Raw genomic sequence first — 23612 nt, 5'->3', positions numbered from 1 at the left:
TATAAATACATATTATAAATATTAGACTTTATAATCAGATGTGCCTGATTTATCATAATTTACAGCACATTTTTGTTTGAATACTTCGAAGACCTTTTGATCTGAGAAAGGTCATTAAAACGATTTTCTTGTGTGATTATTTGGATACCGAAGAAATTCGGAGAGAAATTAATGAGGTTCTCAATATTGTAGAGAATTGGCATTCCGTCAATAGCTTTACTTTTTATGGAAAAGGTGGAGAAATTTCAACATATTGACTAGAAGATCAGGAGGTTGCAGTTCTTTCCCAGCATCTATTACAAAATTTCCTTGTTTATATTAATACACTCATGATTCAATCTGTTTTGTCAGAAAAGAAGTGGATGGATATGATGGAACAATTCCAATTGAAGGAAGGGTTTCAGAGATAGAGAATAATTTGCATTTCTAATTTAAGAACCTTATTGCGGGTAGTGTCAGCTTCGCTGGCACTACCCCATCGCTACCAAGCTAAGGGAATATAAGGTCAATTTCAGAAAGGATTTTTCACTTTTTATAGGGAACCAGTGTAAACTATTTAAAAATTCGCATACGAAATAAACCCTAACGGGTTTTGTTTTTTCAATTAAGCTGCTTGATCATTAGATATGGTACAATTATAAACGACACCCAATATATCAAAGACTGTTTTTTTCTCATATCTGTGGGATTTTCGTCTGTTTCGCTGTAGGAGGTTAAACAGACGAAGCAAAATCTTTGATAGTTCCTGGGTGTTTTTTTGTATGGTTTGGAATAGAAGGAAAAAGTAGTCTTTAATCATATATATGGCTTTATATTCACTTAGCTCTTGTTTCTTCTTCATGAGAAGTAACTTCCGCATTTGAAATATAATAGAGGAACAAAGTAGAATGGCAATTAGTTGCCCATATAAGTGGCATTCCAATCGTTCTCGTTTTATCTTCTTACAATGATGAATACGAAAGAACGATTTCCACGTTTTAAATAAAATCTCGATTTGCCAACGTAAAGAATACCAATTATGTACTTGTCCCATCAGGACAATATCTGTAGGAGTATTTGTCATATATACATTGATACCGCTAAGTCGTTTACTACGAGCAGAATACTTCATTCCTTTCTTTTTTTCTCTTACAGTTTGATCTTGTAATCGTTTTTGTTGTTGTTCTTTTGTTAGTCGATGAACAATCACACGAGTTGGAACTTTATCAATCATTCCTACATAAGCGTTGGATATTTCACATGTCTGTCCTGGCTGAAGGGAGTTCATTAAAACCTCCATATCTATCTGGATATACTCTGTACCTTTCTTGATTCTGCCATCTTGAAAATAATCAGGGTTAGGATTTTTTTGATAAATACGTGTATTCGATTTGATACGTGAGATATAATAAGCCTTTTTATCTTGTATATGTTGAAGATCTTTCAAATGAAAATAACCTAAATCTCGGATACATAAATCATTCACTGTTACAGTTGGGACACACAGGGAACCGTAGGTTCGATCATGTTATTTACCTGGACCTGTATGAATATGAAGGAACTTTCCATTTAATAAATCATACTCAAGTTGAATCTTTATCCCCGCTGTATGGCTGCATCCTCCTGCACCTGGATAAACAAATGAAAAAGAATCTGGGAGTTGAAATGCGGTTGAATCTAAAAGACGAATACGTTTGAAAACAGAAGTATATGGCGAAGAAAATGGCATAGATGAGGCCAATTTTTGGTTTAGTAGTTCAGCTAATACGTGTTCTAAAAGTTGAACGGCCGCTTTATTAAATCGTTGATTCACTCCCTCGGGACTGATGAGTACTTCTGTTGATGCTTCTAAACGACTAGATAACTGAGTTAAAGAAGTTGTAGCGACATTTTGGCTCATCCATACACATAAAGCGACTAAATCTTTTGCTTGGTACTTACTGGTTCGTTGTACAAAACCAACCTCTCTAGCAAAATCTCGTAAAATATTGGGAGATAAGAAGTTTTGAATTTCTTGAGAAAATAGTTGTAATTCATCAGCTACAGAAATAGACATACAAAAACGCCATCCTTTCCTATGATTCTATAGAAAGAATAGCGTATTTTTTCATTTTAGGGGGTATTTTGTTTTGTTAGCCTGATAGCGATGTAGCACTACCCCATTGCCATCAAGTTAAGAAATTCATTGTTTCTCAAAACAATAAATGAACTAGATTCTCATAGACAAATATAAAAAGATAAAGTTTTCATTTTTAGATTCTTCAAAATCTTAGTTTAATGGGCATGGGGCGATTTCTCCATCTCGATATTCGAAATGGTAAAGAACATGATGCCTCGTATGCAGCTACTTTAACCTCTACTGTGCAACCGAAAGATTTATTACTTCGTGATTTAGGATATTTTTCATTAGATGAGTTACAATCGATTCACCAATTAGGTGGTTATTATATTTCTAGGATCAAGCATAATGTCAAAATATATCTTACAAAAGAAAAGTCAGCACAACCAAAATGTGCTGAGGATTTTATAAAAGACCTAAAGTCTGGTGAAACCATTGAACTCAATTATGTATATAAGTCAAAAAAGAATTCTACAACCACGTCTCATTCTGTATCGTTTAACTGAAAAACAAGAATTAGGGAGAGAAGAAAAATGGAAAAAAGTCAAAAGGATTCAAGAAAAGTGGTCCATTTGATATCTTAGAAGCCTTGTAATTTTAATTACCTACAGGTTCGTATCGGATTTTAAAAATGAAAATTAAGGGGATTTATTTGGCATGGAAAAAAATAATGATTTGATATATAATTGTTAAAAGGTTCAACAGCTGAAAGCTTTTGAACCTTAACTTGATGGTTATGGGGATACCCTCTTGTTTGTTCCTTGTTAAACGCCCCCGTTACTTTAAGTACAATACTTACAATTCCCTTTTATTTTTCTACGACAAGGGGGTTATAGTAAGCCATTTTTAAAATTCTATAACCCTTTATATACATATCTCTCACCCAAAATGGTTGAGAGCCTTACGTCCAAAATTAACGTTTTGGAACTAGGATGCACGACGAGCGCCTTTAAGACCGTATTTTTCACGTTTTTTTATTTATATATCAAATATGAAGAAAAGTAAAAGAACAAAAACTTCTAGAATTCTGCAGTAGGCTTTTTTCTTTTTAATTTAAAATCAAATAAATTCAATTATAAATGTTTCGTGGTCAATAAAATTAGAATTATTCTTCAGTTAATACCAGAAGGCCATTCTCCTCAATAAAGATGAGCGCCCTAAACCATCATTATAAGTTTTCTATCTCTGCATTTTGTTATAATTATTTCATAAAAAATCCCCTCCAAGTCGACTACGTTAAGTTGATAAGATGTTTTTTCATATGTCTACCTGAAGGAGATAATACCTTGTGCCTATATCATTGTTACGAAACTATTTTGCTCTGCATTTCATTGCATATTTCAATGATGCCCGGACTAAGGATTTCCGCCCACTCTTGAAGTGGTTTTGATATGTTAGTCGAAAAAAAACCAGCTCCACACTTTATCAATCTTTCTTCAACCACATTAACAGGAAATACGGAACGGGTGAGCGCTAAGGACCAAAATTGCCAAAGTGCATACCACACAAAGCAGGCATGTACATAGGAATGCAGAGGCAGCATATTACCAGACCAAGGTGAACGTATATGAACCTTATTTTGTCTCTCTGGTCGCATCCACCAATCTCGGACCTCGTAACTGTAGATAAGTGAATGGACAGCCTCATGAACCAGGCTCTCCATAAGTATAAAGACATCGGTCTGTTGCGGATTTATAAACGTCATGCGACCGAAGTGGGTTAACGCAGAAGAAGAGCCAAAACCACAAGAATTAGATGTCCGTAAAGAAAGTACTTTTGTATGTGCGAGGACAAAATGAAAAATGTTTAGATCCACTTTACGGATTCCTTCCAACGCTTCTTCTAGAAGTCCCTGCAAAGTAATTACTTCCTGAAACTCCAGCTCACATTCATGAACTTCCTCGTTATTTCCACTAAGTCCGTCTCCACGAACCCCTTCCGGGCTGCACGTATCCAAAGGAAAGAAATTTCCGACATAGGGGGCTGAATATATTGCTAATTCTTGTTCAGAATGTTCTCTACTCCAGCCACCTCTTTCTAAATCCATTAACATAAGTGACGACGGTAATCGGCTAATATAATAGTCACCAAGTGCGGACCACAGCTCACCATACTCTGGTATTTTAATTGAATGATCCCCTTCTCTGTATGCCTCCACGGCAAAACAATTCAGTAAATATTTTACTGTTTCATCCTTTGGCTGTTTCCACATGATACGACTGGATACCGAAGGGGCCATCAGGACACGCGAAAAACTCGAAGTTGAGGCTTGTTCAACTATGTCCTGAAGCAAGTGAGCGTCTGGAATATCTTTTTTAACTAGAATTCCAATATATTGACCTAAAGACTCACATAATGCGTCTTTCCAGTTCGAATTAGCCGCGATCCATTCTTTTTGGGAACCATGGTTCCACGTAACTATTTTCATTACCTGTTTCGGATATTCAAAAGAAGAGACTTTACTCATTACGGTGATTTCCTCATTTTCTTTAAATTTTTACTTCTACATGGCTTCAAGATCTGAAAGTGCTTGGCGTCTGAGCAATGACTCTTGAGCTGACACTTGCAGTCGGTTCCGAATATGCGAAAAAAGGCTTAGGATGTCTTTACACCAAATCGATTTGTTATTAAAGCCATTAATAGTTCCATACCGATGAGGTACATATCCGCCGGCACAAGTAGACGCTTCGACACATTTATTACATGCCGTAGGGGTTTCGTGTCCCTGAAAAATGAGACTTTGATTAAAGCCCACGCTACTTGCAAAATCATTAAAGCTATGCTGAACGATGTTGTATTTTGTATTAGCAAAGCCATCACCACATACTCGCAGAACGTCTAGACCTTCGATTGTACCGTCCGTTTCAATAAACAGAAACCCAAACGGTTCATTACCAAAGCAATCCAGATTGCTGTCTCCCCCAAGAATCATTTTGGCTATAGACCAAAACGGCTGAATGAGTTGGTCGACATATCCGTTGAACCACCACTCATCAAAGAGTGGAATTAAGAAATCGGAACATGGTGTCTCCCCATAAATGCGCCGAACTTCTTGAACAGTATCATGCGTAAAGTCAGGCATTAAGTAGCTGATGCCATGAGGACCAAGTGCAGAGAAATGACGGTGAACTTCAAGAGGATCAGCATCAAAATTAATGACGGAGAGAATCGAGAAATCGATTCCAGCTTCCTTTAGCACACTCATACCTCTAACGACCGAATCATATGAACCTTCTCCTTTATGATCGAGTCGATACTGATCGTGAATTGATTTCGGACCATCCATACTAATGCCAACAGAAATGTCATATTTGCGAAATAAGTTTGCCCACTCAGAATTAAGCAACGTTCCATTCGTTTGAATTGTCAGGCGCACTTTTGCCACATCATCCAAAGTCGTCCGGACCTGTTGGCACCAACGGTCCATGCGTTCCACTCCAGCAAGACATGGTTCCCCACCATGAAATGTGATTGATATTGAATCACGACCGGTTTCATTGCAAAAATCGCGTATACGCCCAAGCGCTGAATCAAAAATATCATCGGGCATTATAGCCGGACGTCTTCTCCAACTAGAGTCGCCTTTATTGAATACGTAGCAATACGAGCAATTTAAATTACAACGTGCAGCAACTTTGAAGGAAAACCCACGCAAAACATCAAGGTTGTTAGGAAACATTTTGCACCACCTCATCCGTATATTTTAAAAATATCTTACCTTTAGTAGTCAATTTGTGTTCAGCTTCATTTAAAATGGCTAAGCTGTCATTGTATTGGGCTTTCAGCAAGTTTATTCGGCTTTCGCATGTCCCGTCTTCGTCAAGACCTAAGGAAAAAGCCTGGGAATAGAAAGCGTACATGTAAGCAATCGCATGACAAGCAAGTAAAATACCTCTGAGAGGGCGAGGATCTCGCCGGAGGGGCGATTTATATATGGCCGAATCACCTGGCTGAACAAGTGGTCCGTATGTCTCTGCAAGAAACAAGTGTCGATGGGCTGATTCATGTACAATGGCCTCCAGTCCTTCCAGAACACTTTGAGGTGCCGTCATGTAAATGACACCAGGCGTATCTTTTCTCGACCAGCTCTGATGTATGTTCGGTATACTTGGAAAAACGATAATCGCACGGGTAACAGACGTTATCCATGTCATACAGTCAGGCATATAATGATTGAGTAGAGCCAAACTTCGCAATAAGAGCATCACATCCTTCTCCACACGATTATGATTCATTGTTGGAAGATGGATGTATCCTTCAGATGCGGAAGGAGAAGCAAGTCGAATGCCTAATGAGTTGCTCCAAGGATCGATTGTAATGTTTTGAAAAGGAATATCGAGATTCTTGTTAGTTACAATTTCTGACCAGGAATACCGATCCGGAGAAAGCATAAAACCACCGTCCGGAAACCAAGCCCATATGGGTTCCGGAACGGAGACTGTTCCGTATGGTCTAGATATGTTCGTCATCACCCATAAAGCAAGCTGAAAATCTCTTTGAAGCTTTCGCTTATCAGTTTTAAGTGTTATAGCGCTGATACAAGGATGAACAATCCAGCGTTGGTTCGATTGGATTGCATCTGTCAGACTTGCCTTTATGAAATCGGTGTCGATTTGGAGTTCCGGACAGGGGGTCCAGTTTTCTACAAGTGGTTGAAGCTGCTCAAACCACCGATTTTCACAAAAACGCCATTTCCAGGGAGGAGATGATTCAATTAACCATTCATTCGCAAACATAAAATTTACACCTCTTTCTAAAAATAATCATTTAAGGAAAAGTAAAACCGAGATGGCTAACCACCTCGGTTTTTAAATTACGGTTAGGTCAAATATTACCTTTTAATTTACTTAGTCTCTCGGAAAACTTTTGGAATTGGACATCATCCATACCTTCAATGCGTTCTAACATTATATGCTCTTTCGCCTTAGGATCCGCTCTTGTATGATCTTTCGAATGGAACGGACCTGATTCTCTTGTGTGCTCAGCCGCCGATATTTCTGGATCTAAAGCATTTTCCACTAGATGGTGTTCCAAAACATCCTTAAGTGATTTATTCACCTTAGCTCGTGTAACAGCATCTAATGTGTTTAGAACACTAAGATCAATTTGGTCATCTTTATCTGGCATTTGTATTTCCACCTTTCTACATTTTCTATTACAAAACATTATCAATATTACCATAAATTACATTATTTATTCAAAACTCACAAAAAAATAGCACATGCCCCCTTCCAAAAATATACTTAAAAATAAAAATTCAAACGTGATTATAGGGGAAGGGCAACATCGCTATCAAGCTAAGAATTTGGTTACCCCCAAAACGAAAAAAATGGGTTGCATTGTTTTGCACCTTTGGATTTGCTTATCTAAAAGGACATTTTTATTAACATATGTTGGCTGACTTTAATATAAAAACATTGTAAGTAAACCATAATAATTATGAATTACTATATAGAAAAGAGGGATAAAATGAATCTCTCAGAAGTAATAAAAAACATGAGAGCCTTTTACAACAAGAGCTATATACTGTCAGAGGAACTATTTCTATTTTGAATGACAGAACTGTTAAAATTGAATGTAGTACATATTCATATGCCTTAATTAATGAGAAGGATAATTAATACATCTCTAGTATTCCCTGTAACTAGTGAAGAAAATCCTAGTGGAGAGGAAAGTAATAATACAATTAACTTCCCATATAATCATCTTCAAGTTGATCTTCCACAATCTGGCCCTTTAATGGAATAACTTTATTATCACTTAACAGATTCTTAATCCACAAGAAAAACCGAAATTTCCTATCCCTTCTTTAAAGAGATAGGAAATTTCGGTTCATCTTTTTTATAAACGGTTAAACTTTTTTATAAACAGTTTAACTTTATTTCAAGGCCACACTAAAGGAGGGGTTTTTATTTCTACTGCACCTTAATTCTCCCTTCCCCCCCCAAGGGTTTCAGGGATTAAATTACACACCTTACTTTTTGTTGTATCAGGACAAAAATATTATGTAAACTATGGCTGCTTTGAAAATAATTTCATTATTCTGATACGTATACTATCTGCGCACATACAGCTTTTCATAATCAATTAAAATATATTATAAAAATGACACGCTATTATAGCTTTTGGACACCTTTTATGAGCGTGTCATTAACTTCGATCAAATATGTTTCTGGCACATTTTTGATCGAAGTTTATTATAAAATGGAATGCTCATTCAAAGAGAGGCCAATCCACTTTGATCAGTCTTTTTTCAAAATGGATTCGTTTTATGTGCTGTAAAATAAGGATTTTGAGAATATTTTTAATCAAATTTCGTTTCAAAGTTACAATAGTTTACGTGATTTATCTACAAAATTAATCTCAGTGTTAGTGTTTTTAGATCCAGCGTAGCAATTTTGTTATATACTGCGCTCACTGGATTTCCCCAACTTTAATACAGCAGGGATTACTCTAATTTTCGTTGGTATGGCTCTAACATTAAAGAAGCCTAAAAATAAAACCCCACAATTAAAAGAATAAAGTATAGACGATGACACTCATGTATTAAAATAACAACCGAGTTTCCAGAATAATTAATAAAATAAAGATTGAACCTTTCCTCTATTTAATTTACTTTTAAGAAAAAAACTTTTAAACAGTTAAAAACATCCTTCTTATTCTTCAATATATAATACCTAAACTTTTCATCCTCAATGTTTTTATAAACAGAAAAAAGGGTAGATGATGAACGATTGTACTGGTTCACTTCCCCATACCCAAACATATTACACTTCTTCATTAGCTCTTCAACAAGCTTTACACATCTAGCATTATCTGATGTTAAATTATCACCATCTGAAAAATGGAATGGATAAATATTATAGCGGTCTGGTGAATATTTATTATCGATAAGTTCTAATGCTTTTTTATATACGGAGGAACATATTGTTCCGCCACTTTCTCCTTTTGAGAAAAATTCTTCTTCTGTAACGACTTTCGCTTCTGTATGATGAGCAATAAATTCAATATCAACTGTTTCATACTTTGTGCGTAAAAATCTTGTCATCCAGAAAAAGAAGCTACGTGCCATATATTTCTCCCATATTCCCATCGATCCACTCGTATCCATCATCGCTAATACAACAGCTTTTGAATCTGGCTTTAACACTTCATTCCAAGTGCGGAACTTTAAGTCTTCTTGATGAATTGGATGAAAAGATGCTTTACCACCCATCGCATTTCGTTTATATGCGGATATCATTGTTCGTTTCTTATCGATATTTCCCCATAATCCTGTTTTTCTAATGTCATTAAATTCAACATGTTCAATCCGGTTTTCATCCATTTCTTTTCTCTTTAAATTAGGCAGTTCTAACTCTCTGAAAAACGCTTGCTCTAATTCTAAAATAGAGACTTCAGCTTCATAGTAATCTTCCCCAGCTGCATCTCCTGCTCCTTGCCCTTTTCCTGGCCCTTTTTGTTTTTGACCACCTGATCCATCTCTCGCAACGACATCACCAACTTTGCTGTCACCGTTTCCTTGCCCAACATGTTTATTTTTATCATAATTGTATCTAATCTTATATTCATCTAGAGAACGAATTGGTATTTTTACAACATCCTTGCCATTAGACATAACTATACTTTCTTCTGTTACAAGATCGGGTAAATTATTCTTAATTGCCTCTTGTACTTTTTCTTGATGGCGCTGTTGGTCGTCATATCCTTTGCGATGGAGGGACCAGTTTTCCTGTGAAATCGTATAATTTGGTTGATTTTCTTCGCCCATTCCTTTCCCTCCTTACTGTAATTGTCTTCCTGTATGAACAGCAATCTATAAATTTTGTTCTGTAATATGCAAGCTAGAATATTTGAAAGGTAACTGCCCACAGAAAATCATCCCATAAACATTTATAACGTTTTTCATACAATACCCCGAGCATCCTAAACAAAATTTTGCCACTCACATAAATAGAAAGAAATATTCAGCCACTGATAAGAAAGAAACACAATGCATTGTTGCACACATTTTTACTTTGCAACATATTGTATTGTGTTGGCTTTTTTCGTATGAATGGTTGGTTACTCTATCATATGCATATTGTAAAAATAATTGACAATAAATTCATAAAATTGCATCTTAATTTATTACATTTGGACAAGGTATGACACTTTATACACATATGAACGGATAATAAAACGCTGTCCCGCAAAATACAAGAGACAGCGTTTTGTTATCAAACTATCTGTTTAACAAGCTACCTACATAGCGTAGTAATTCATTTGCTGAAGAAGAATTATAGCCATGCTCATCAATTAAACGCGCAACAACATCATTGATTTTCTTAAGCTGATTTTCGTCCGGCGTTTTCGTTGATGTTGTAATTTTCACTATATCTTTTAAATCAGCAAATAGTTTTTTCTGAATCGCTTCACGAAGACGTTCATGTGAATTATAATCAAAACGTTTTCCTTTACGGGCATAAGCAGAAATGCGAATTAAAATCTCTTCACGGAACGCTTTCTTAGCATTTTCTGAAATTCCAATTTGCTCTTCAATTGAGCGCATTAATTTTTCATCTGGACTCATTTCTTCTCCTGTTAACGGATCACGTAATTTCGATTTATTGCAGTACGCCTCAACGTTATCTAAGTAATTATCCATAAGCGTCTTAGCTGATTCTTCATATGAATAAACAAACGCTTTTTGTACTTCTTTCTTCGCGATTTCATCGTATTCTTTTCTCGCTAATGAGATGAAGTTCATGTAACGTTCACGGTCTTCATTACTAATGGATGGATGCTGATCTAGCCCATCTTTTAAAGATCTAAGTACATCTAACGCGTTAATAGATGGTACCTCTTTTCGAATGATTGTAGACGAAATTCGGTTAATGACATAACGAGGATCAATACCCTTCATACCTTCATCTTGATATTCGCGTTGTAATTCTTCTACATCAATCGCATTATAACCTTCTACCGTTTCTCCATCATACAAACGCATCTTTTTAATTAAATCAATATCCGGACGCTTCGGATCTTTTAAACGAGTTAAAATAGTGAACATTGCTGCAACGCGAAGTGTGTGTGGTGCAATGTGAACATTCGATACATCACTTTCACGAATCATTTTTTCATAAATATGTTCTTCTTCACTTACTCGTAAATTATAAGGAACTGGCATTACAATAATTCTTGAGTGCAATGCTTCATTTTTCTTATTTGCTATAAATGAGCGATACTCTGTTTCATTCGTATGCGCTACAATTAATTCATCTGCTGAAATAAGCGCAAATCTTCCCGCTTTGAAATTCCCTTCTTGCGTAAGCGATAATAAGTGCCATAAAAACTTCTCATCGCATTTTAACATCTCTTGGAACTCCATCATTCCTCGGTTTGCCTTATTTAATTCTCCATCAAATCGATACGCACGTGGATCTGATTCTGAACCATATTCTGCAATCGTAGAAAAGTCCAGACTACCTGTTAAATCTGCAATATCCTGTGATTTTGGATCAGACGGACTAAATGTACCAATCCCTGTACGGCGATCTTCAGAGAAGAAAATACGCTCTACAACTACATCCTCAATTCTTGATCCGTATTCTTGCTCTAAACGCATGACATTTAGTGGTGATAAATTCCCTTCAATTCTAACCCCATACTCATTAAAGAAATCATCTCGTAAATGATGTGGAATTAAATGCAGTGGATCCTCGTGCATTGGGCATCCTTTAATTGCAAAAATTGCTCCGCGATCTGTTCTTGAATATGTTTCTAATCCTCGTTTCAACATTGTAACTAACGTTGATTTCCCTCCACTAACAGGACCCATTAATAATAAAATTCTTTTTCTAACATCTAATCGTTTTGCAGATGGATGAAAATATTCCTCTACAAGACGTTCTAGAGCATCCTCTAATCCAAAGAGCTGATTACTAAAGAAATTATACTTTCTTCTACCATCAACTTCTTCAATTCCAGCGTCTTTTATCATATTGTAAATGCGAGAGTGTGCTGTTTGAGCCACCCATGGTCTTTCTTTCACAAGCTCCAAATACTCCGCAAACGTACCTTCCCATTGTAAACGTTCTTCTGCTGCTCGATGCTGTTCAATCTTTTTTAGAATATCCATTATAGCTCCTCCCCCATCTCCTTGTTCAATCGGATTATTATAAAAGGTATGCTAGGATGTCCTTAAACATTCTTTAAATCAAAACGAAATATATAATAGCACGCTAAAATTCTCTCCAAAATTCAAAGAAAATTCTGTATAATATAGGTATTAACATTTTTACACTGCTATTCATTATAAATAAATTCTTTTCTTCTAAGAACCTTACATACATTTTGGATAATAAATAAAACTCATGAACCGAAAAAAGTAAGGAGGATATTAGTATGAAATTATTATTAATTTTAGGTGTATCACTCACATTTCTTACAGCTATTTTTACATCCGGTTACAATGACAAACCAGGTACACATAAAAAATGATGTGCTTTTAGCACATCATTTTTTTATTTATAATACATATTTTCCATATCATATTTGGATAGTGGTCGGCTATAATAATAACCTTGTACAAGCTTCACATTCTTTTCTTTCAAAAACTGTATTTGCTCCTTTTTTTCTACTCCTTCTGCAATTATATTCAATTCTAAAGTATGAGCTAAATGAATAATTGCAGCTGTAATATTCGTATCACGTTCATCTATATGTATACCTTCCATAAAAGAACGATCAATTTTTAAAGTATCAATTGGATATGTTTTTAAATAACTTAAAGATGAATAGCCTGTTCCAAAATCATCTAAATGAATCTTTAAATTTTGTTCTTTTAATTGTAGTAACACTCTCTTTGATATATCTTTATGTATAAGAGCTCCTTCTGTAACCTCTATCGCTAATAAATGAGCTGATACATTGTACTTATTTAAAGCCCGTGTAATCATCTCTATTAATGTAATAGAACGAAAGTGTCTAGCTGAAATATTAACCGCAATTGGGACCACTTCATATCCTTTATTTAACCATTCGCGCAGTTGCTGACACACTTGATTTACTACCCATTCATCGAGCTTAATAATAAATCCTGTTCTTTCCGCCAATGGAATAAATTGGTTTGGAGAAACAAATCCTAATTCCTTATTCTCCCACCTTATTAAAGCTTCCATACTAGCTATTTTTTTCGTTTCAATATTAATTTGTGGCTGATAATATAAGAAAAATTCATTTTTTTCTATAGCACGATGTAACTGGTTTTCTATTATAAACCTTTGTTCACGCTCACAGTCTAATCCACTACAATAAAAATGATAATGTCCTTTTCCTTTTTCTTTTGCTTTTTCTAAAGCAGCATCGACCCTCTGAAATAGTATTTTTTCATCTTCTCCATCTGCTGGAGCCATTACAATTCCAATTGATGCACTTAAATATACATCTTCTTCTTCGATTACAAAATATTCACTAATATTTTTCAGTATGCTTTTTGCAACTTCCTCTACATATTCTTTCGTTATATTTTCTATCAACATAACAAATTGATCATCGTGTTCTCTAAATAAGTGCATATCTTCTATTTTTAGATTGCTTAAACATTCTGTAACTTTTTGTAATACTTTATCTCCCTCTTTATGACCAAATGTATCATTAATACGATGAAACTCATCTAAATCTATAAATACAAGTGCAAAATTTACACTCTCATTTAAAAAAGTATTTAACTTATTTGTACATGAAATTCTATTCATTAATCCCGTTAACTGGTCATAGTAAGCTAAATATTCTGTTCGCATTTCGTTTAATACTTGCCTTGTAACATCTCTCGTAACAATATAAATCCCAACAATTTCACCGTTCACAATAATCGGGATAGTTCTCAAAGAAATATATAGCTCGTACCCTTCTTTATGAACATATTTCTTTGAAACAATTTGTTTTGCTTTTCCTTGCATCGATCCCTTAAATATAATTTGAAAATCTTTTTCATACTCTTTATTAATGAATTCAAAAATAAATTTATTATTTAATTCCTCATACCGGTATCCAAATATTTCATACGTTGCCGGATTTGCATATGTAACTCTCCCTATAGAATCTATAGATATAATTGAGTCATTATTATATTCCAGTAACGACTTAAATAACATTTGTTTTTCCTCTATCTTTGTCTTCTCCTCAATTTGAGCTGTAATATCTCTTGTAATACAAATAACAAATTGACATATTCCTTCTTCGTCGCAGACAGGATTAAGTGAAGATTCATAATGTATCTCACCTTTTGGTAAATTGACTACATCACAAAAGGTGTGTGCTTTCGCTTCTCTCACTACTTTTGCATATTGCCTTTGCAATATCCCCGCTATATCTTTTGGTAATACTTCTGCAAAAGTTTTTCCATAGCACTCTTCGCTTAACCTAGCATAATCCATTCCTATCTTATTCACATACATATATTGAAACGTTTCATTATCAATAACTTTCAATATGAATACTAAATCTTGAATAGCATGTAATAATCCTTGTCTAATTAAATCCATATCTATCATACTTAAAAAGGTATTTTGATTACTATATTCTTCCTTCATATTTATCTCAACCCGTCTTATCTATTTTTAATCATATATCCCATTCTATATGATTATGTCCTCTCTTTTAAATGTATGATTATATATTATTTTTATTTTATAAAAAAAAGTCGCCATATGGCGACTTTTAATAAACGATTTCTAAATCTAATCCAGGGTAATTTTGTTGACGGAACGCTTCATAAATTAAAATTGCTGCTGTATTAGATAAATTTAATGAACGTACTTTATCTGTCATTGGAATACGTAAACAATGATCAAAGTTTTCTTCGATTACATTAGCTGGTAAGCCGTTTGTTTCTCTTCCAAATACAAAATAGTAATCCTTCTCACGCTTGCTATAGTCAAACGCTGTATGAGCTTTCTCGCCATACTTTGTTAAATAGAAGAATTCACCGTCTTTATTTTTTTCATAAAATTCTTCAATTGAATCATAATACGTAATTTTTACGTGCTGCCAATAATCTAATCCTGCACGCTTTAACATTTTATCATCCGTTGAAAATCCAAGCGGTCTAATCAAATGTAATTCTGTTCCAGTTGCTGCACAAGTACGAGCAATATTCCCTGTATTTGCTGGAATTTCTGGCTGATATAAAACAACATGTACTCCCACGCGATATTCACCTCTGTTTTTTGTCTACTACGTATTATACCACTTGAGCGAAAAATCTCTACCCATTAATAATATGAAAGAATTTATATTTCATTTGTGGTGTATATTTACTAGAGTCTTCATAGTTCCAATAACGTCGACGGCTATTCGCTGAATGTGCATTTACAAGCGGCATACCATCTGCATCTTTTGCTACTACAATCGTCGTATGATTCCATCTTCCGTCATCCTCGAAATCATAAGCAATGACATCTCCAAGAATAAGTTCTTCTGGCCTCTCTACCGCCTCTGCTCGAAGTCCTGTTGTAGCACCTGACAAATACCAATAAAAAGAATGTGCAACAGCCCAGCTCCAGCTCCACTGATTCTCCCTTTGCCACCATCCTTTACGAATATTAGGATATCCGCTCATAGGTACTTCTCCAGTATGAAGACATTGAGAAATGAAATTCGTACAATTATCAGGGAAATTACGATACATAGGATTTCGGTCATCCCACCAACGCTCTGCATATTTCACTGCCTCTAAACGATTATACTGATAAGAACCGTACTTCTCTTTCGTAATTTCCCTTTCTAATGTCTCACCCATTCTAATTTCTTCTGACACTTCAATAGCATAATCGCCTATAATCCGACTATTATTTAAACAAACTCTTCGTTTTAATTGTTCCTCTTCAATATAAAATAATTCTTTATGCTTAATTAAATATTTAAAATGTATTTGATAATCAATTTCTTGATGGTCATTACTATTTAATTGTCTAATGAAAGAAACATCCGCAGTTGCTTTCACTATATGTGCACTACGTCTTTGAAACAATTGTTTCTTTCTCAGTGCCATTTGTAGTAAATCCTCAGCAATACCATCCACATTCGTTCTTTTCTCCGTTATATATGCTAAAAATTGTTGTACTTGGTTTTCAATCTTCGTTTTTACAACCATTCTGTCTCCCTCCCATATTACAATATGAAAAAGGGAAATATTATCTACTCTTTTTTCTGTGCTAACAATTCAAGCCCGCGATTCATTTCATGAAGCACTTCTTCATCTTTCTCACGTTCCATCGCTTTCTCAATCGCTTCGCCTACTCCATCTCCGCCAATTTTCCCAAGTGCCCATGCTGCCGTTCCGCGTAGTACTGGTCTTGGGTCATCTTTCATAACACCAATTAAATCAGGAATTGCCGATGTTTCTTTAAAATGTGCTAATGCTAAAATCGCATTTCTTTGCAGTGGCTTTTTCCCTCTCCATGACCCTGACATAATCCCATATTTCTCTTTAAAATCACGATTACTAATTGTTAAAAGTGGTGTTAATAATGGTTTAACTAGCTCAGGATCCGGCTCCATCTCAGGATGATTATGAAAATCCATTCCTTTGTTTTTCGGGCAAACAGTCTGACACGTATCACATCCATATATACGATTTCCTATTTTATCGCGATATTCTTCAGGTAGGAATCCTTTCGTCTGTGTTAAAAACGCAATGCACTTCTTCGAATCTAACTGTCCCCCCTGTATTAAAGCACCGGTAGGACAAATATCGATACATTTCGTACAGCCCCCGCATTGATCTTCTATCGGCTTATCTGGCGGGAATGGAACATTTGTAATCATTTCCCCTAAGTATACGTACGAACCAAATTCAGGTGTAATAATAGAGCAGTTTTTACCGCTCCATCCAATGCCTGCACGCTCTGATACAGCTCGATCACTTAATTCACCTGTATCAACCATGGACTTCACTTCTATATCCGGAAGTTTTTCAATTAAATATGCTTCTAATTTTTGCAAACGATCTCGTAAAACAAGATGATAATCTTGTCCCCAAGAAGCACGACAAAAAATCCCACGGCGTTCTCCACGCTTACTTAATGGTGCATTTTTTAATTTTGAAGGATATGCTAAAGCAATCGCAATAATTGATTTAGCACCCGGTAATAACAGTTGCGGATTCGTTCTCTTCTCTATATCAGGCTCTTCAAATCCAGATTGATAATTTAATTGTTGTTGCTGGATTAAGCGCTGCTTTAATTCCTCAAAAGGAGAAGCACTCGCAAAGCCTATTTTATCTATGCCAATTGTTTTACTATACGCAATTACATCTTGCTTTAATTGTTCAAAATCCACTCTTAATCGCCTCCTCAGATGAATCCATCCCTTATGTAACGACTCTATTGGTTAGTAATTCACTTTTGGAATACTATTATTTACTTCTATTTTCGCATGTAATTAGGTTTTTCAAACATTAAAAAACGCAATGCCTCGTTTATCTCGGAAACGAAACACTGCGTTGATCACAATTTATAGAAAAACATTTAATAAAATTTGGAGCGGGTGAAGAGAATCGAACTCTCGACCAGAGCTTGGAAGGCTCTTGTTTTACCACTAAACTACACCCGCAAATATGAATTACATATAAGATATTAGAATAACTTATGTAAAGTAGTATAGCATGTAAAAAAAGTAGAGGCAAGAATTTTATCGAAAAAAGTCGAAAAAGTGATGAGAGACCTCATCACTTTTTCAATTCTTTATCAATTGCCTTCTTCATACTATCGAAATCAGGGTTTGCAAGATTTCCGTTTACATATACAGAAGGAGCACCTTGAACTTTTAATTTTTGAGCACGATCTGAATCTTTACGTACTTTTTCTTTAATGTCTTTACTGTGTAAATCTTTCTTAAATTGCTCTACATCAACTTTTGGAAGTTTCTCTTTCACAATGCTAAGAAGCAAATCTTCTGTAATCCATTCTTCCGTATCTTTCTTTTGATTTTGATAAATCTCATCATAGAAGATCCAGAATGAATCTTTATCTTGTTTATAAATTGCTTCACCAGCTGCTGCACCTAAATCCGAGTCTTTTCCGATAAATGGGAAGTTAATAAAATATAACTGCACTTTGCCTTTATCAATATACTCTTCTTTTAATCGAGGTAATACTGTTACATCCCAAGTACGACAAGCAGGACATTTAAAGTCTCCAAATTCAACTACCTTAACTGGAGCATCATCTTTCCCTAAAGATTGTTGCGTAGAATAAGCAAACATCTCATTCCCTTTATCTTTTTTGTCATTTATGATGCTATACGCAATTGTTCCAATTACAATCAATACTGCGATAGAAAAAACTATACCAAGAGCCATGAGTTTATTTGATTTCATATACATTCCTCTTTAAATTCATATTCTGTATACAGCATTGTACACAATACACATAATATCAACACTTATATACGTCACGCAATGAACACGCTCACATAAATTACAAAAACACAATAATTGTGACGATATTGTGTCACAATTTGTCACAATTTATTCAAAAAAAGAAGCTCCTCTGTAGGAACTTCTCTTAACTTACTGCTTTTTTACGCGCGCTATTTAACATCGACTGCTCTATTTTTATATCATGACGAATTACTAATTTCTCACTAACTGCTTGAACATACTCATCATGGCTTATATAGCCTTCTTTCTCCATTAGTCTCAAAACGACATTTCGTCTCTCTACTGCTTTATCATAGTTTTGGGCAGGTGAGTAATAAGCAGGTGCTTTTACTACAGCAGCCATCATTGCACTTTCAGCCAACGTTAATTGGTTCACCTTTTTACCGAAGTAAAGGTTTGCTGCTTTTTCAATTCCCCACGCTCCTTCTCCATAATAAATATTACTTACATATAATTTTAAAATTTCATCCTTCGTAAATGTGCGTTCAATTTTTTTCGTATAAAAAATCTCTTTCCACTTACGAGAAAATGTACGTTCATTTGTTAAAAAAGCATTTTTAGATAGCTGTTGTGTAATCGTGCTTCCTCCTTGCACGACACCACCAGCCTTTATATTCTCAACTAAGGCTCTAATAATTGCTATATAATCTAAACCGTTATGATGATAAAATCTTTTATCTTCTGTCGCAATAAATGCATGTGTTAATGATTCTGGCACCTCTAACTTAGCCGGTACATGTAATTTACTAATATCACTTTTCTCAATCATTACATTTCCAATGAATAATAACGTACAACTTAACAATAATAATAATATAATGGCTTTATAAAAAAGTTTAGTCATTGGATTTAATGCAACTTTTTGATGATAGTTCACCCTAGATAATACTCGTTCTTTCATCTTGAACACCTCTTTTCCACACAGCATATAACTCTTACTTTAAGAATACATTGTTGTAAAAAAATATCCCATCGATTTCTCTTACACGTACCTTACATCATTGTAAGGTATAAAGTGAAACTTTAATGAGCCCTCATCAATCAGGCTTACTGCCCAGCAAATAGTGGGATAAAAAAGTATTGTATCACAGTATTTTTTTATCTACTATTCATCTGAAATATTGAATATAGGTTATGTTAAAGCACGAATAACCAATAAAAGAGAAGCCCTTAAGACTATTATATTTTCACTTTACACTTTAATTATATCATCTACAAATATATATACTTTTGACTATCTAGTAATCTAAATGTATATAACATATAGATTTATTATACAGAACAAACGTTCCACAAATCAATACTAGTGCTATTATTATTTTGACCTTTTTCTTAAACAGTATACAAAAAAGAGTAGTGATTCGAATGTATCTCAAATCGGCTACTCTTTTCTTTACAATCTTCCTATTAAATTATACGGCTGTATTTCCCACGTTTCATACGGAATAAAATGTGTTGCTCTCATTGCATCAAGCGTTCTGGATTTCATATGAGGACGCGTTATATACTCATCTATGTTCTCTTCATTTAAATCAACAAATTTAGCCTCTTGTATCTCTTCAGGTTGAGTTTTTATTTCACCACTTATATATGCTACTTTAAAAACAACAGCTAGAATATGCATAGAGGTATTATAATAAACCCCTGTAATTCCGATAGGCTTCACCGTTAACCCTGTTTCCTCTTTTATTTCCCTACAGACAGCTTGATCGAGCGCTTCGCCTTCTTCTACCTGTCCTCCTGGCAACTCCCACGTATCAGCTCGCCAGTGCACTTTTGTTAATAACACTTCATTTTTTTCATTTGTTAAATAACCTGCTACAGCAACTATATGCTTTGGTGTCTTATGTTCCATATTAAGCCTCCTAGAGATAATGAATATTTTATATATCCCTATAATCATATTCACTACCTACAACAAAATACCTTTAATACTTCATCACCTTAATTAACTTCATAAAAAAAGACCCTATCCGCTAAGCGAAAAGGGTCATCTATCGTATTACTCTCCTAAGTCTACGTTGTGATAAACTTGTTGAACATCTTCCAAATCTTCTAATGCATCAACCATTTTCTCAAATTGTGCTTGAGCATCTTCAGGAAGTGTTACATCACTTTGTGCAAGCATTGTTAATTCTGCAACTGTAAACTCCTCAACGCCAGCACCTTTAAGTGCAGATTGTACTGCATGGAATTGATCTGGTTCAGCATACACGATAACAGAATCTTCTTCTTCTAGAATGTCACGTGCATCTACATCTGCTTCCATTAAAATTTCAAGAACTTCATCTGATGTTTTACCTTCAAGGCCGATAACAGCTGTCGCATCAAACATGTAAGCTACAGAACCGTTCACACCCATATTACCACTGTTTTTGCTAAATGCAGCTCGTACATCTGCTGCAGTACGGTTTACGTTATTTGTAAGTGTATCTACAATAACCATAGCTCCATTTGGTCCGAATCCTTCATAACGAAGCTCGTCATAATTTTCTTCTGAACCGCCTTTTGCTTTTTCAACTGCACGATCAATAATTGTTCTTGGAACATTGTATGTTTTCGCACGCTCTAATACAACTCTTAGCGCTTGGTTTGATTCTGGATCTGGCTCGCCTTGTTTTGCTGCCACATAAATTTCACGCCCAAATTTCGCGTATATACGGCTTGTATTTGCATCTTTTGATGCTTTTTTGTCTTTAATATTGTTCCATTTACGGCCCATACTTTCCACTCTCTTTCCCGTTTTAAATCTACATAAAAATATTAATATGAAATATAATGTGTGTTCAACACATTTTTAAAAGAAATATAAAAAGTTCATTTTTGATTCATATTATAGACATAATATAAATCACTATCATTTTGTTCTTTCGACAAGTTATATTATACATGAATTCCTACGTTTATTACGAATTTTAGAAGCACATAGTATAATTTAACAAAAAGACTCTAACATTTCTGTTAGTGTCTTTTTATATTGCTAATACCGATTTCCATATTATTCCCATAATTATTTTCTATTGTTGTATAATAAAAATAGGAAACAATTTGAAGAAAAGATGGAGGGTGAATTATGACACATTCAAAAGACAAAAAATCACATGCTTTTAAAGGAATAAGAGAAAAATTAAACCCAACTATCTATCAAGTGAGATTCATGAAATTAGATGAACCAATTCGATTTGAGTCGTTTCCTGAATTAAAGGAATTAGGAGACTGGTTGAGTACTTCAACGCACATGTGGTCATGCCACTCAACTATGTACAAATACAACAGAGAAGAGTTTGAAAAGAAGTTCTTAGAAATTACGAAATTAACAGCTGATCATGTACTAATATCTACTGGTGGCGTCGGATTTAACTTCATGTCACCAGGTTGGAGAAATTCTCTATAAAATAATGAAATTATATAAAGGGATAAAAATTTATCCCTTTATTGTTTTGTAGTTTTCCCCAACTGTATCGCATGTACTAAATGAATAAGTTTACCTTAATCATTTATAACCATTTCACCAACACACCATTTTTGCTTATTTTATAGTGTGATGAAAACATAAAAAGACTCTACACATTTGGTGTAGAGTCTTTTATTACGCCGTTCATGATACCGATGGTCGGGGTCGAACCGACACTCCCGAAGGAACACGATTTTGAGTCGTGCGCGTCTGCCAATTCCGCCACATCGGCACAAAAGAAAAGGCGGCAACCGGATTTGAACCGGTGATAAAGGTTTTGCAGACCTCTGCCTTACCACTTGGCTATGCCGCCATATTAAATTTTATTGGAGCGGAAGACGGGATTCGAACCCGCGACCCCAACCTTGGCAAGGTTGTATTCTACCACTGAACTACTTCCGCAAAAATGGCTGGGCTAGCTGGATTCGAACCAGCGCATGACGGAGTCAAAGTCCGTTGCCTTACCGCTTGGCTATAGCCCATCGAATTCTTACTTAATTATATGTAAGTATCCATTAGATTATTTGTAATTTTTAAAATAAAAATGGGGCGACTGATGGGAATCGAACCCACGAATGCCGGAGCCACAATCCGGTGCGTTAACCACTTCGCCACAACCGCCATGTTGTGTAAATATATTTGGCAGGGGCAGTAGGAATCGAACCCACACTGGAGGTTTTGGAGACCTCAGTTCTACCTTTAAACTATGCCCCTATGTAAATGGTGGAGGGGGGCAGATTCGAACTGCCGAACCCGAAGGAGCGGATTTACAGTCCGCCGCGTTTAGCCACTTCGCTACCCCTCCGAAACTTACATGGTGCCGGCTAGAGGACTTGAACCCCCAACCTACTGATTACAAGTCAGTTGCTCTACCAATTGAGCTAAGCCGGCGTATTTTATTAAAATAAATGGTGGCTCGGGACGGAATCGAACCGCCGACACGAGGATTTTCAGTCCTCTGCTCTACCGACTGAGCTACCGAGCCTTATTAAAATGGCGGTCCCGACCGGGGTCGAACCGGCGATCTCCTGCGTGACAGGCAGGCATGTTAACCACTACACCACGGGACCATTTGGTTGCGGGGACAGGATTTGAACCTGCGACCTTCGGGTTATGAGCCCGACGAGCTACCGTGCTGCTCCACCCCGCGATAATACTATTCATATAAAATTTATATGGTGGAGGATGACGGGATCGAACCGCCGACCCCCTGCTTGTAAGGCAGGTGCTCTCCCAGCTGAGCTAATCCTCCAAAGTGGTGACCCGTACGGGATTCGAACCCGTGTTACCGCCGTGAAAGGGCGGTGTCTTAACCACTTGACCAACGGGCCAAATATTATAAATCCTATGGCGGAGAGCAAGGGATTCGAACCCTTGATACGCTTGTGACGTATACACGATTTCCAATCGTGCTCCTTCGGCCAACTCGGACAGCTCTCCAATGGCTCCGCAGGTAGGAATCGAACCTACGACCGATCGGTTAACAGCCGATAGCTCTACCGCTGAGCTACTGCGGAATAATATTGCCTGGCAACGTCCTACTCTCACAGGGACAAGGTCCCAACTACCATCGGCGCTAGAGAGCTTAACTTCCGTGTTCGGTATGGGAACGGGTGTGACCTCTCTGCCATCAT

General features: G+C 35.8%; 17 protein-coding genes, 16 tRNA genes, 1 rRNA gene and 3 pseudogenes. 5 read left to right on the top strand and 32 right to left on the bottom strand.

Translation table 11 applies throughout. The annotated features are described in order from the left end of the window. Positions 1-98: 98 nt before the first annotated feature. Positions 99-392: pseudogene (locus tag ACTFP3_RS22860) on the top strand (Tn3 family transposase); the annotation flags it as partial. 212 nt (positions 393-604) lie between these two features. Here the strand turns inward: ACTFP3_RS22860 and ACTFP3_RS22855 are convergent. Next, a pseudogene (locus ACTFP3_RS22855) lies at positions 605-2035 on the bottom strand (IS4 family transposase). Between the two features lie 227 nt (positions 2036-2262). On the opposite strand from ACTFP3_RS22855, the gene ACTFP3_RS22850 reads away from it, so the two are divergent. Continuing rightward, entirely contained in the window at positions 2263-2604 is a 342-nt protein-coding gene (locus ACTFP3_RS22850) for a transposase (protein WP_440011352.1), read from the top strand. A 797-nt stretch (positions 2605-3401) separates the two neighbouring features. Here ACTFP3_RS22850 and ACTFP3_RS22845 read toward each other — a convergent pair. From ACTFP3_RS22845 to ACTFP3_RS22830, 4 genes are all read right to left on the bottom strand, one after another. Further along, positions 3402-4565: a hypothetical protein gene (locus tag ACTFP3_RS22845; RefSeq protein ID WP_440011351.1), complete on the bottom strand. Its 1164-nt coding sequence runs from the start codon at positions 4563-4565 to the stop codon at positions 3402-3404. Positions 4566-4601: 36 nt separating this feature from the next. Beyond that, positions 4602-5777, bottom strand: coding sequence for a radical SAM protein (locus tag ACTFP3_RS22840; RefSeq protein WP_440011350.1), 1176 nt, complete (start codon positions 5775-5777; stop codon positions 4602-4604). After that, positions 5767-6834: an aKG-HExxH-type peptide beta-hydroxylase gene (locus ACTFP3_RS22835; RefSeq protein WP_440011349.1), complete on the bottom strand. Its 1068-nt coding sequence runs from the start codon at positions 6832-6834 to the stop codon at positions 5767-5769. The genes ACTFP3_RS22840 and ACTFP3_RS22835 overlap by 11 nt, the downstream gene beginning before the upstream one ends. Before the next feature lie 88 nt (positions 6835-6922). Continuing rightward, positions 6923-7237, bottom strand: a complete 315-nt coding sequence (locus ACTFP3_RS22830) for a hypothetical protein (protein WP_440011347.1) — start codon at positions 7235-7237, stop codon at positions 6923-6925. Between the two features lie 465 nt (positions 7238-7702). Between ACTFP3_RS22830 and ACTFP3_RS22825 the strand changes: the two genes are divergently transcribed. Then, positions 7703-7846 carry a hypothetical protein gene (locus ACTFP3_RS22825; protein ID WP_440011346.1) on the top strand — a complete coding sequence of 48 codons (144 nt, stop codon included), beginning with the start codon at positions 7703-7705 and terminating at the stop codon, positions 7844-7846. 579 nt (positions 7847-8425) lie between these two features. Next, positions 8426-8620 (top strand): annotated as a pseudogene (locus ACTFP3_RS22820) (EamA family transporter); the annotation flags it as partial. Between the two features lie 85 nt (positions 8621-8705). Here ACTFP3_RS22820 and yhbH read toward each other — a convergent pair. The 11 genes from yhbH to ACTFP3_RS22765 all read right to left on the bottom strand — a co-directional run bounded on the left by yhbH (position 8706) and on the right by ACTFP3_RS22765 (position 21246). Further along, positions 8706-9869 carry a sporulation protein YhbH gene (gene yhbH, locus ACTFP3_RS22815; RefSeq protein WP_440011345.1) on the bottom strand — a complete coding sequence of 388 codons (1164 nt, stop codon included), beginning with the start codon at positions 9867-9869 and terminating at the stop codon, positions 8706-8708. A gap of 453 nt (positions 9870-10322) precedes the next feature. Next, complete coding sequence (locus ACTFP3_RS22810) at positions 10323-12218, bottom strand: PrkA family serine protein kinase (protein ID WP_006925087.1); 1896 nt, start codon at positions 12216-12218, stop codon at positions 10323-10325. Positions 12219-12603: 385 nt separating this feature from the next. Next, the gene (locus tag ACTFP3_RS22805; protein ID WP_016121804.1) at positions 12604-14673 is read right to left on the bottom strand and encodes a sensor domain-containing protein; all 2070 of its coding nucleotides are present in this window, start codon (positions 14671-14673) and stop codon (positions 12604-12606) included. Positions 14674-14800: 127 nt separating this feature from the next. Next, the gene (gene trmL / locus ACTFP3_RS22800; RefSeq protein ID WP_000538147.1) at positions 14801-15289 is read right to left on the bottom strand and encodes a tRNA (uridine(34)/cytosine(34)/5-carboxymethylaminomethyluridine(34)-2'-O)-methyltransferase TrmL; all 489 of its coding nucleotides are present in this window, start codon (positions 15287-15289) and stop codon (positions 14801-14803) included. A gap of 58 nt (positions 15290-15347) precedes the next feature. Continuing rightward, positions 15348-16235: an amidase domain-containing protein gene (locus ACTFP3_RS22795; RefSeq protein ID WP_000260592.1), complete on the bottom strand. Its 888-nt coding sequence runs from the start codon at positions 16233-16235 to the stop codon at positions 15348-15350. Between the two features lie 44 nt (positions 16236-16279). Further along, the gene (gene queG, locus ACTFP3_RS22790) at positions 16280-17422 is read right to left on the bottom strand and encodes a tRNA epoxyqueuosine(34) reductase QueG (protein WP_000345216.1); all 1143 of its coding nucleotides are present in this window, start codon (positions 17420-17422) and stop codon (positions 16280-16282) included. Positions 17423-17621: 199 nt separating this feature from the next. Then, positions 17622-17695, bottom strand: a tRNA-Gly gene (locus tag ACTFP3_RS22785). A 115-nt stretch (positions 17696-17810) separates the two neighbouring features. Next, a complete protein-coding gene (locus ACTFP3_RS22780; RefSeq protein WP_000841306.1) occupies positions 17811-18461 on the bottom strand; it encodes a DsbA family protein in 651 nt (216 codons plus the stop codon). 187 nt (positions 18462-18648) lie between these two features. Then, positions 18649-19425 carry a transglycosylase domain-containing protein gene (locus ACTFP3_RS22775; protein WP_440011344.1) on the bottom strand — a complete coding sequence of 259 codons (777 nt, stop codon included), beginning with the start codon at positions 19423-19425 and terminating at the stop codon, positions 18649-18651. A gap of 492 nt (positions 19426-19917) precedes the next feature. Then, on the bottom strand, positions 19918-20379 hold the full coding sequence (locus ACTFP3_RS22770; protein ID WP_166695343.1) for an NUDIX hydrolase: 462 nt from the start codon (positions 20377-20379) through the stop codon (positions 19918-19920). A gap of 147 nt (positions 20380-20526) precedes the next feature. Further along, positions 20527-21246, bottom strand: a complete 720-nt coding sequence (locus ACTFP3_RS22765; protein ID WP_000532952.1) for a YebC/PmpR family DNA-binding transcriptional regulator — start codon at positions 21244-21246, stop codon at positions 20527-20529. Between the two features lie 351 nt (positions 21247-21597). Here ACTFP3_RS22765 and ACTFP3_RS22760 point away from each other — a divergent pair, with 351 nt between their 5' ends. Further along, positions 21598-21918, top strand: a complete 321-nt coding sequence (locus ACTFP3_RS22760) for a DUF3884 family protein (protein ID WP_166695342.1) — start codon at positions 21598-21600, stop codon at positions 21916-21918. 210 nt (positions 21919-22128) lie between these two features. Here ACTFP3_RS22760 and ACTFP3_RS22755 read toward each other — a convergent pair. The 16 genes from ACTFP3_RS22755 to rrf form a co-directional block, all read right to left on the bottom strand. Continuing rightward, positions 22129-22210: transfer RNA gene (locus ACTFP3_RS22755), tRNA-Leu, on the bottom strand. Between the two features lie 10 nt (positions 22211-22220). Next, a tRNA-Cys gene (locus tag ACTFP3_RS22750) sits at positions 22221-22291 on the bottom strand. Positions 22292-22305: 14 nt separating this feature from the next. Next, positions 22306-22380 (bottom strand) — tRNA-Gly (locus tag ACTFP3_RS22745). 5 nt (positions 22381-22385) lie between these two features. Beyond that, positions 22386-22460: transfer RNA gene (locus tag ACTFP3_RS22740), tRNA-Gln, on the bottom strand. Between the two features lie 63 nt (positions 22461-22523). Continuing rightward, a tRNA-His gene (locus ACTFP3_RS22735) sits at positions 22524-22599 on the bottom strand. A 19-nt stretch (positions 22600-22618) separates the two neighbouring features. After that, positions 22619-22692 (bottom strand) — tRNA-Trp (locus tag ACTFP3_RS22730). Positions 22693-22699: 7 nt separating this feature from the next. Further along, positions 22700-22783 (bottom strand) — tRNA-Tyr (locus ACTFP3_RS22725). A 10-nt stretch (positions 22784-22793) separates the two neighbouring features. After that, a tRNA-Thr gene (locus tag ACTFP3_RS22720) sits at positions 22794-22869 on the bottom strand. Between the two features lie 18 nt (positions 22870-22887). Then, positions 22888-22963, bottom strand: a tRNA-Phe gene (locus ACTFP3_RS22715). 9 nt (positions 22964-22972) lie between these two features. Next, a tRNA-Asp gene (locus ACTFP3_RS22710) sits at positions 22973-23048 on the bottom strand. A gap of 3 nt (positions 23049-23051) precedes the next feature. Beyond that, positions 23052-23128: transfer RNA gene (locus ACTFP3_RS22705), tRNA-Met, on the bottom strand. A gap of 26 nt (positions 23129-23154) precedes the next feature. Continuing rightward, positions 23155-23230: transfer RNA gene (locus tag ACTFP3_RS22700), tRNA-Val, on the bottom strand. A gap of 4 nt (positions 23231-23234) precedes the next feature. Further along, positions 23235-23309, bottom strand: a tRNA-Glu gene (locus tag ACTFP3_RS22695). A 17-nt stretch (positions 23310-23326) separates the two neighbouring features. Further along, positions 23327-23418: transfer RNA gene (locus ACTFP3_RS22690), tRNA-Ser, on the bottom strand. Positions 23419-23420: 2 nt separating this feature from the next. Further along, positions 23421-23495: transfer RNA gene (locus tag ACTFP3_RS22685), tRNA-Asn, on the bottom strand. Positions 23496-23503: 8 nt separating this feature from the next. Then, positions 23504-23612, bottom strand: a 5S ribosomal RNA gene (gene rrf, locus ACTFP3_RS22680); the annotation flags it as partial.

The sequence above is a fragment of the Bacillus cereus group sp. MYBK5-2 genome (assembly GCF_051915685.1).
Classification (GTDB): Bacteria; Bacillota; Bacilli; order Bacillales; family Bacillaceae_G; genus Bacillus_A; species Bacillus_A cereus.
The sequence above is the reverse complement of the archived record's forward strand: the minus strand, read 5'-3'. Positions and strand labels throughout refer to the sequence as shown.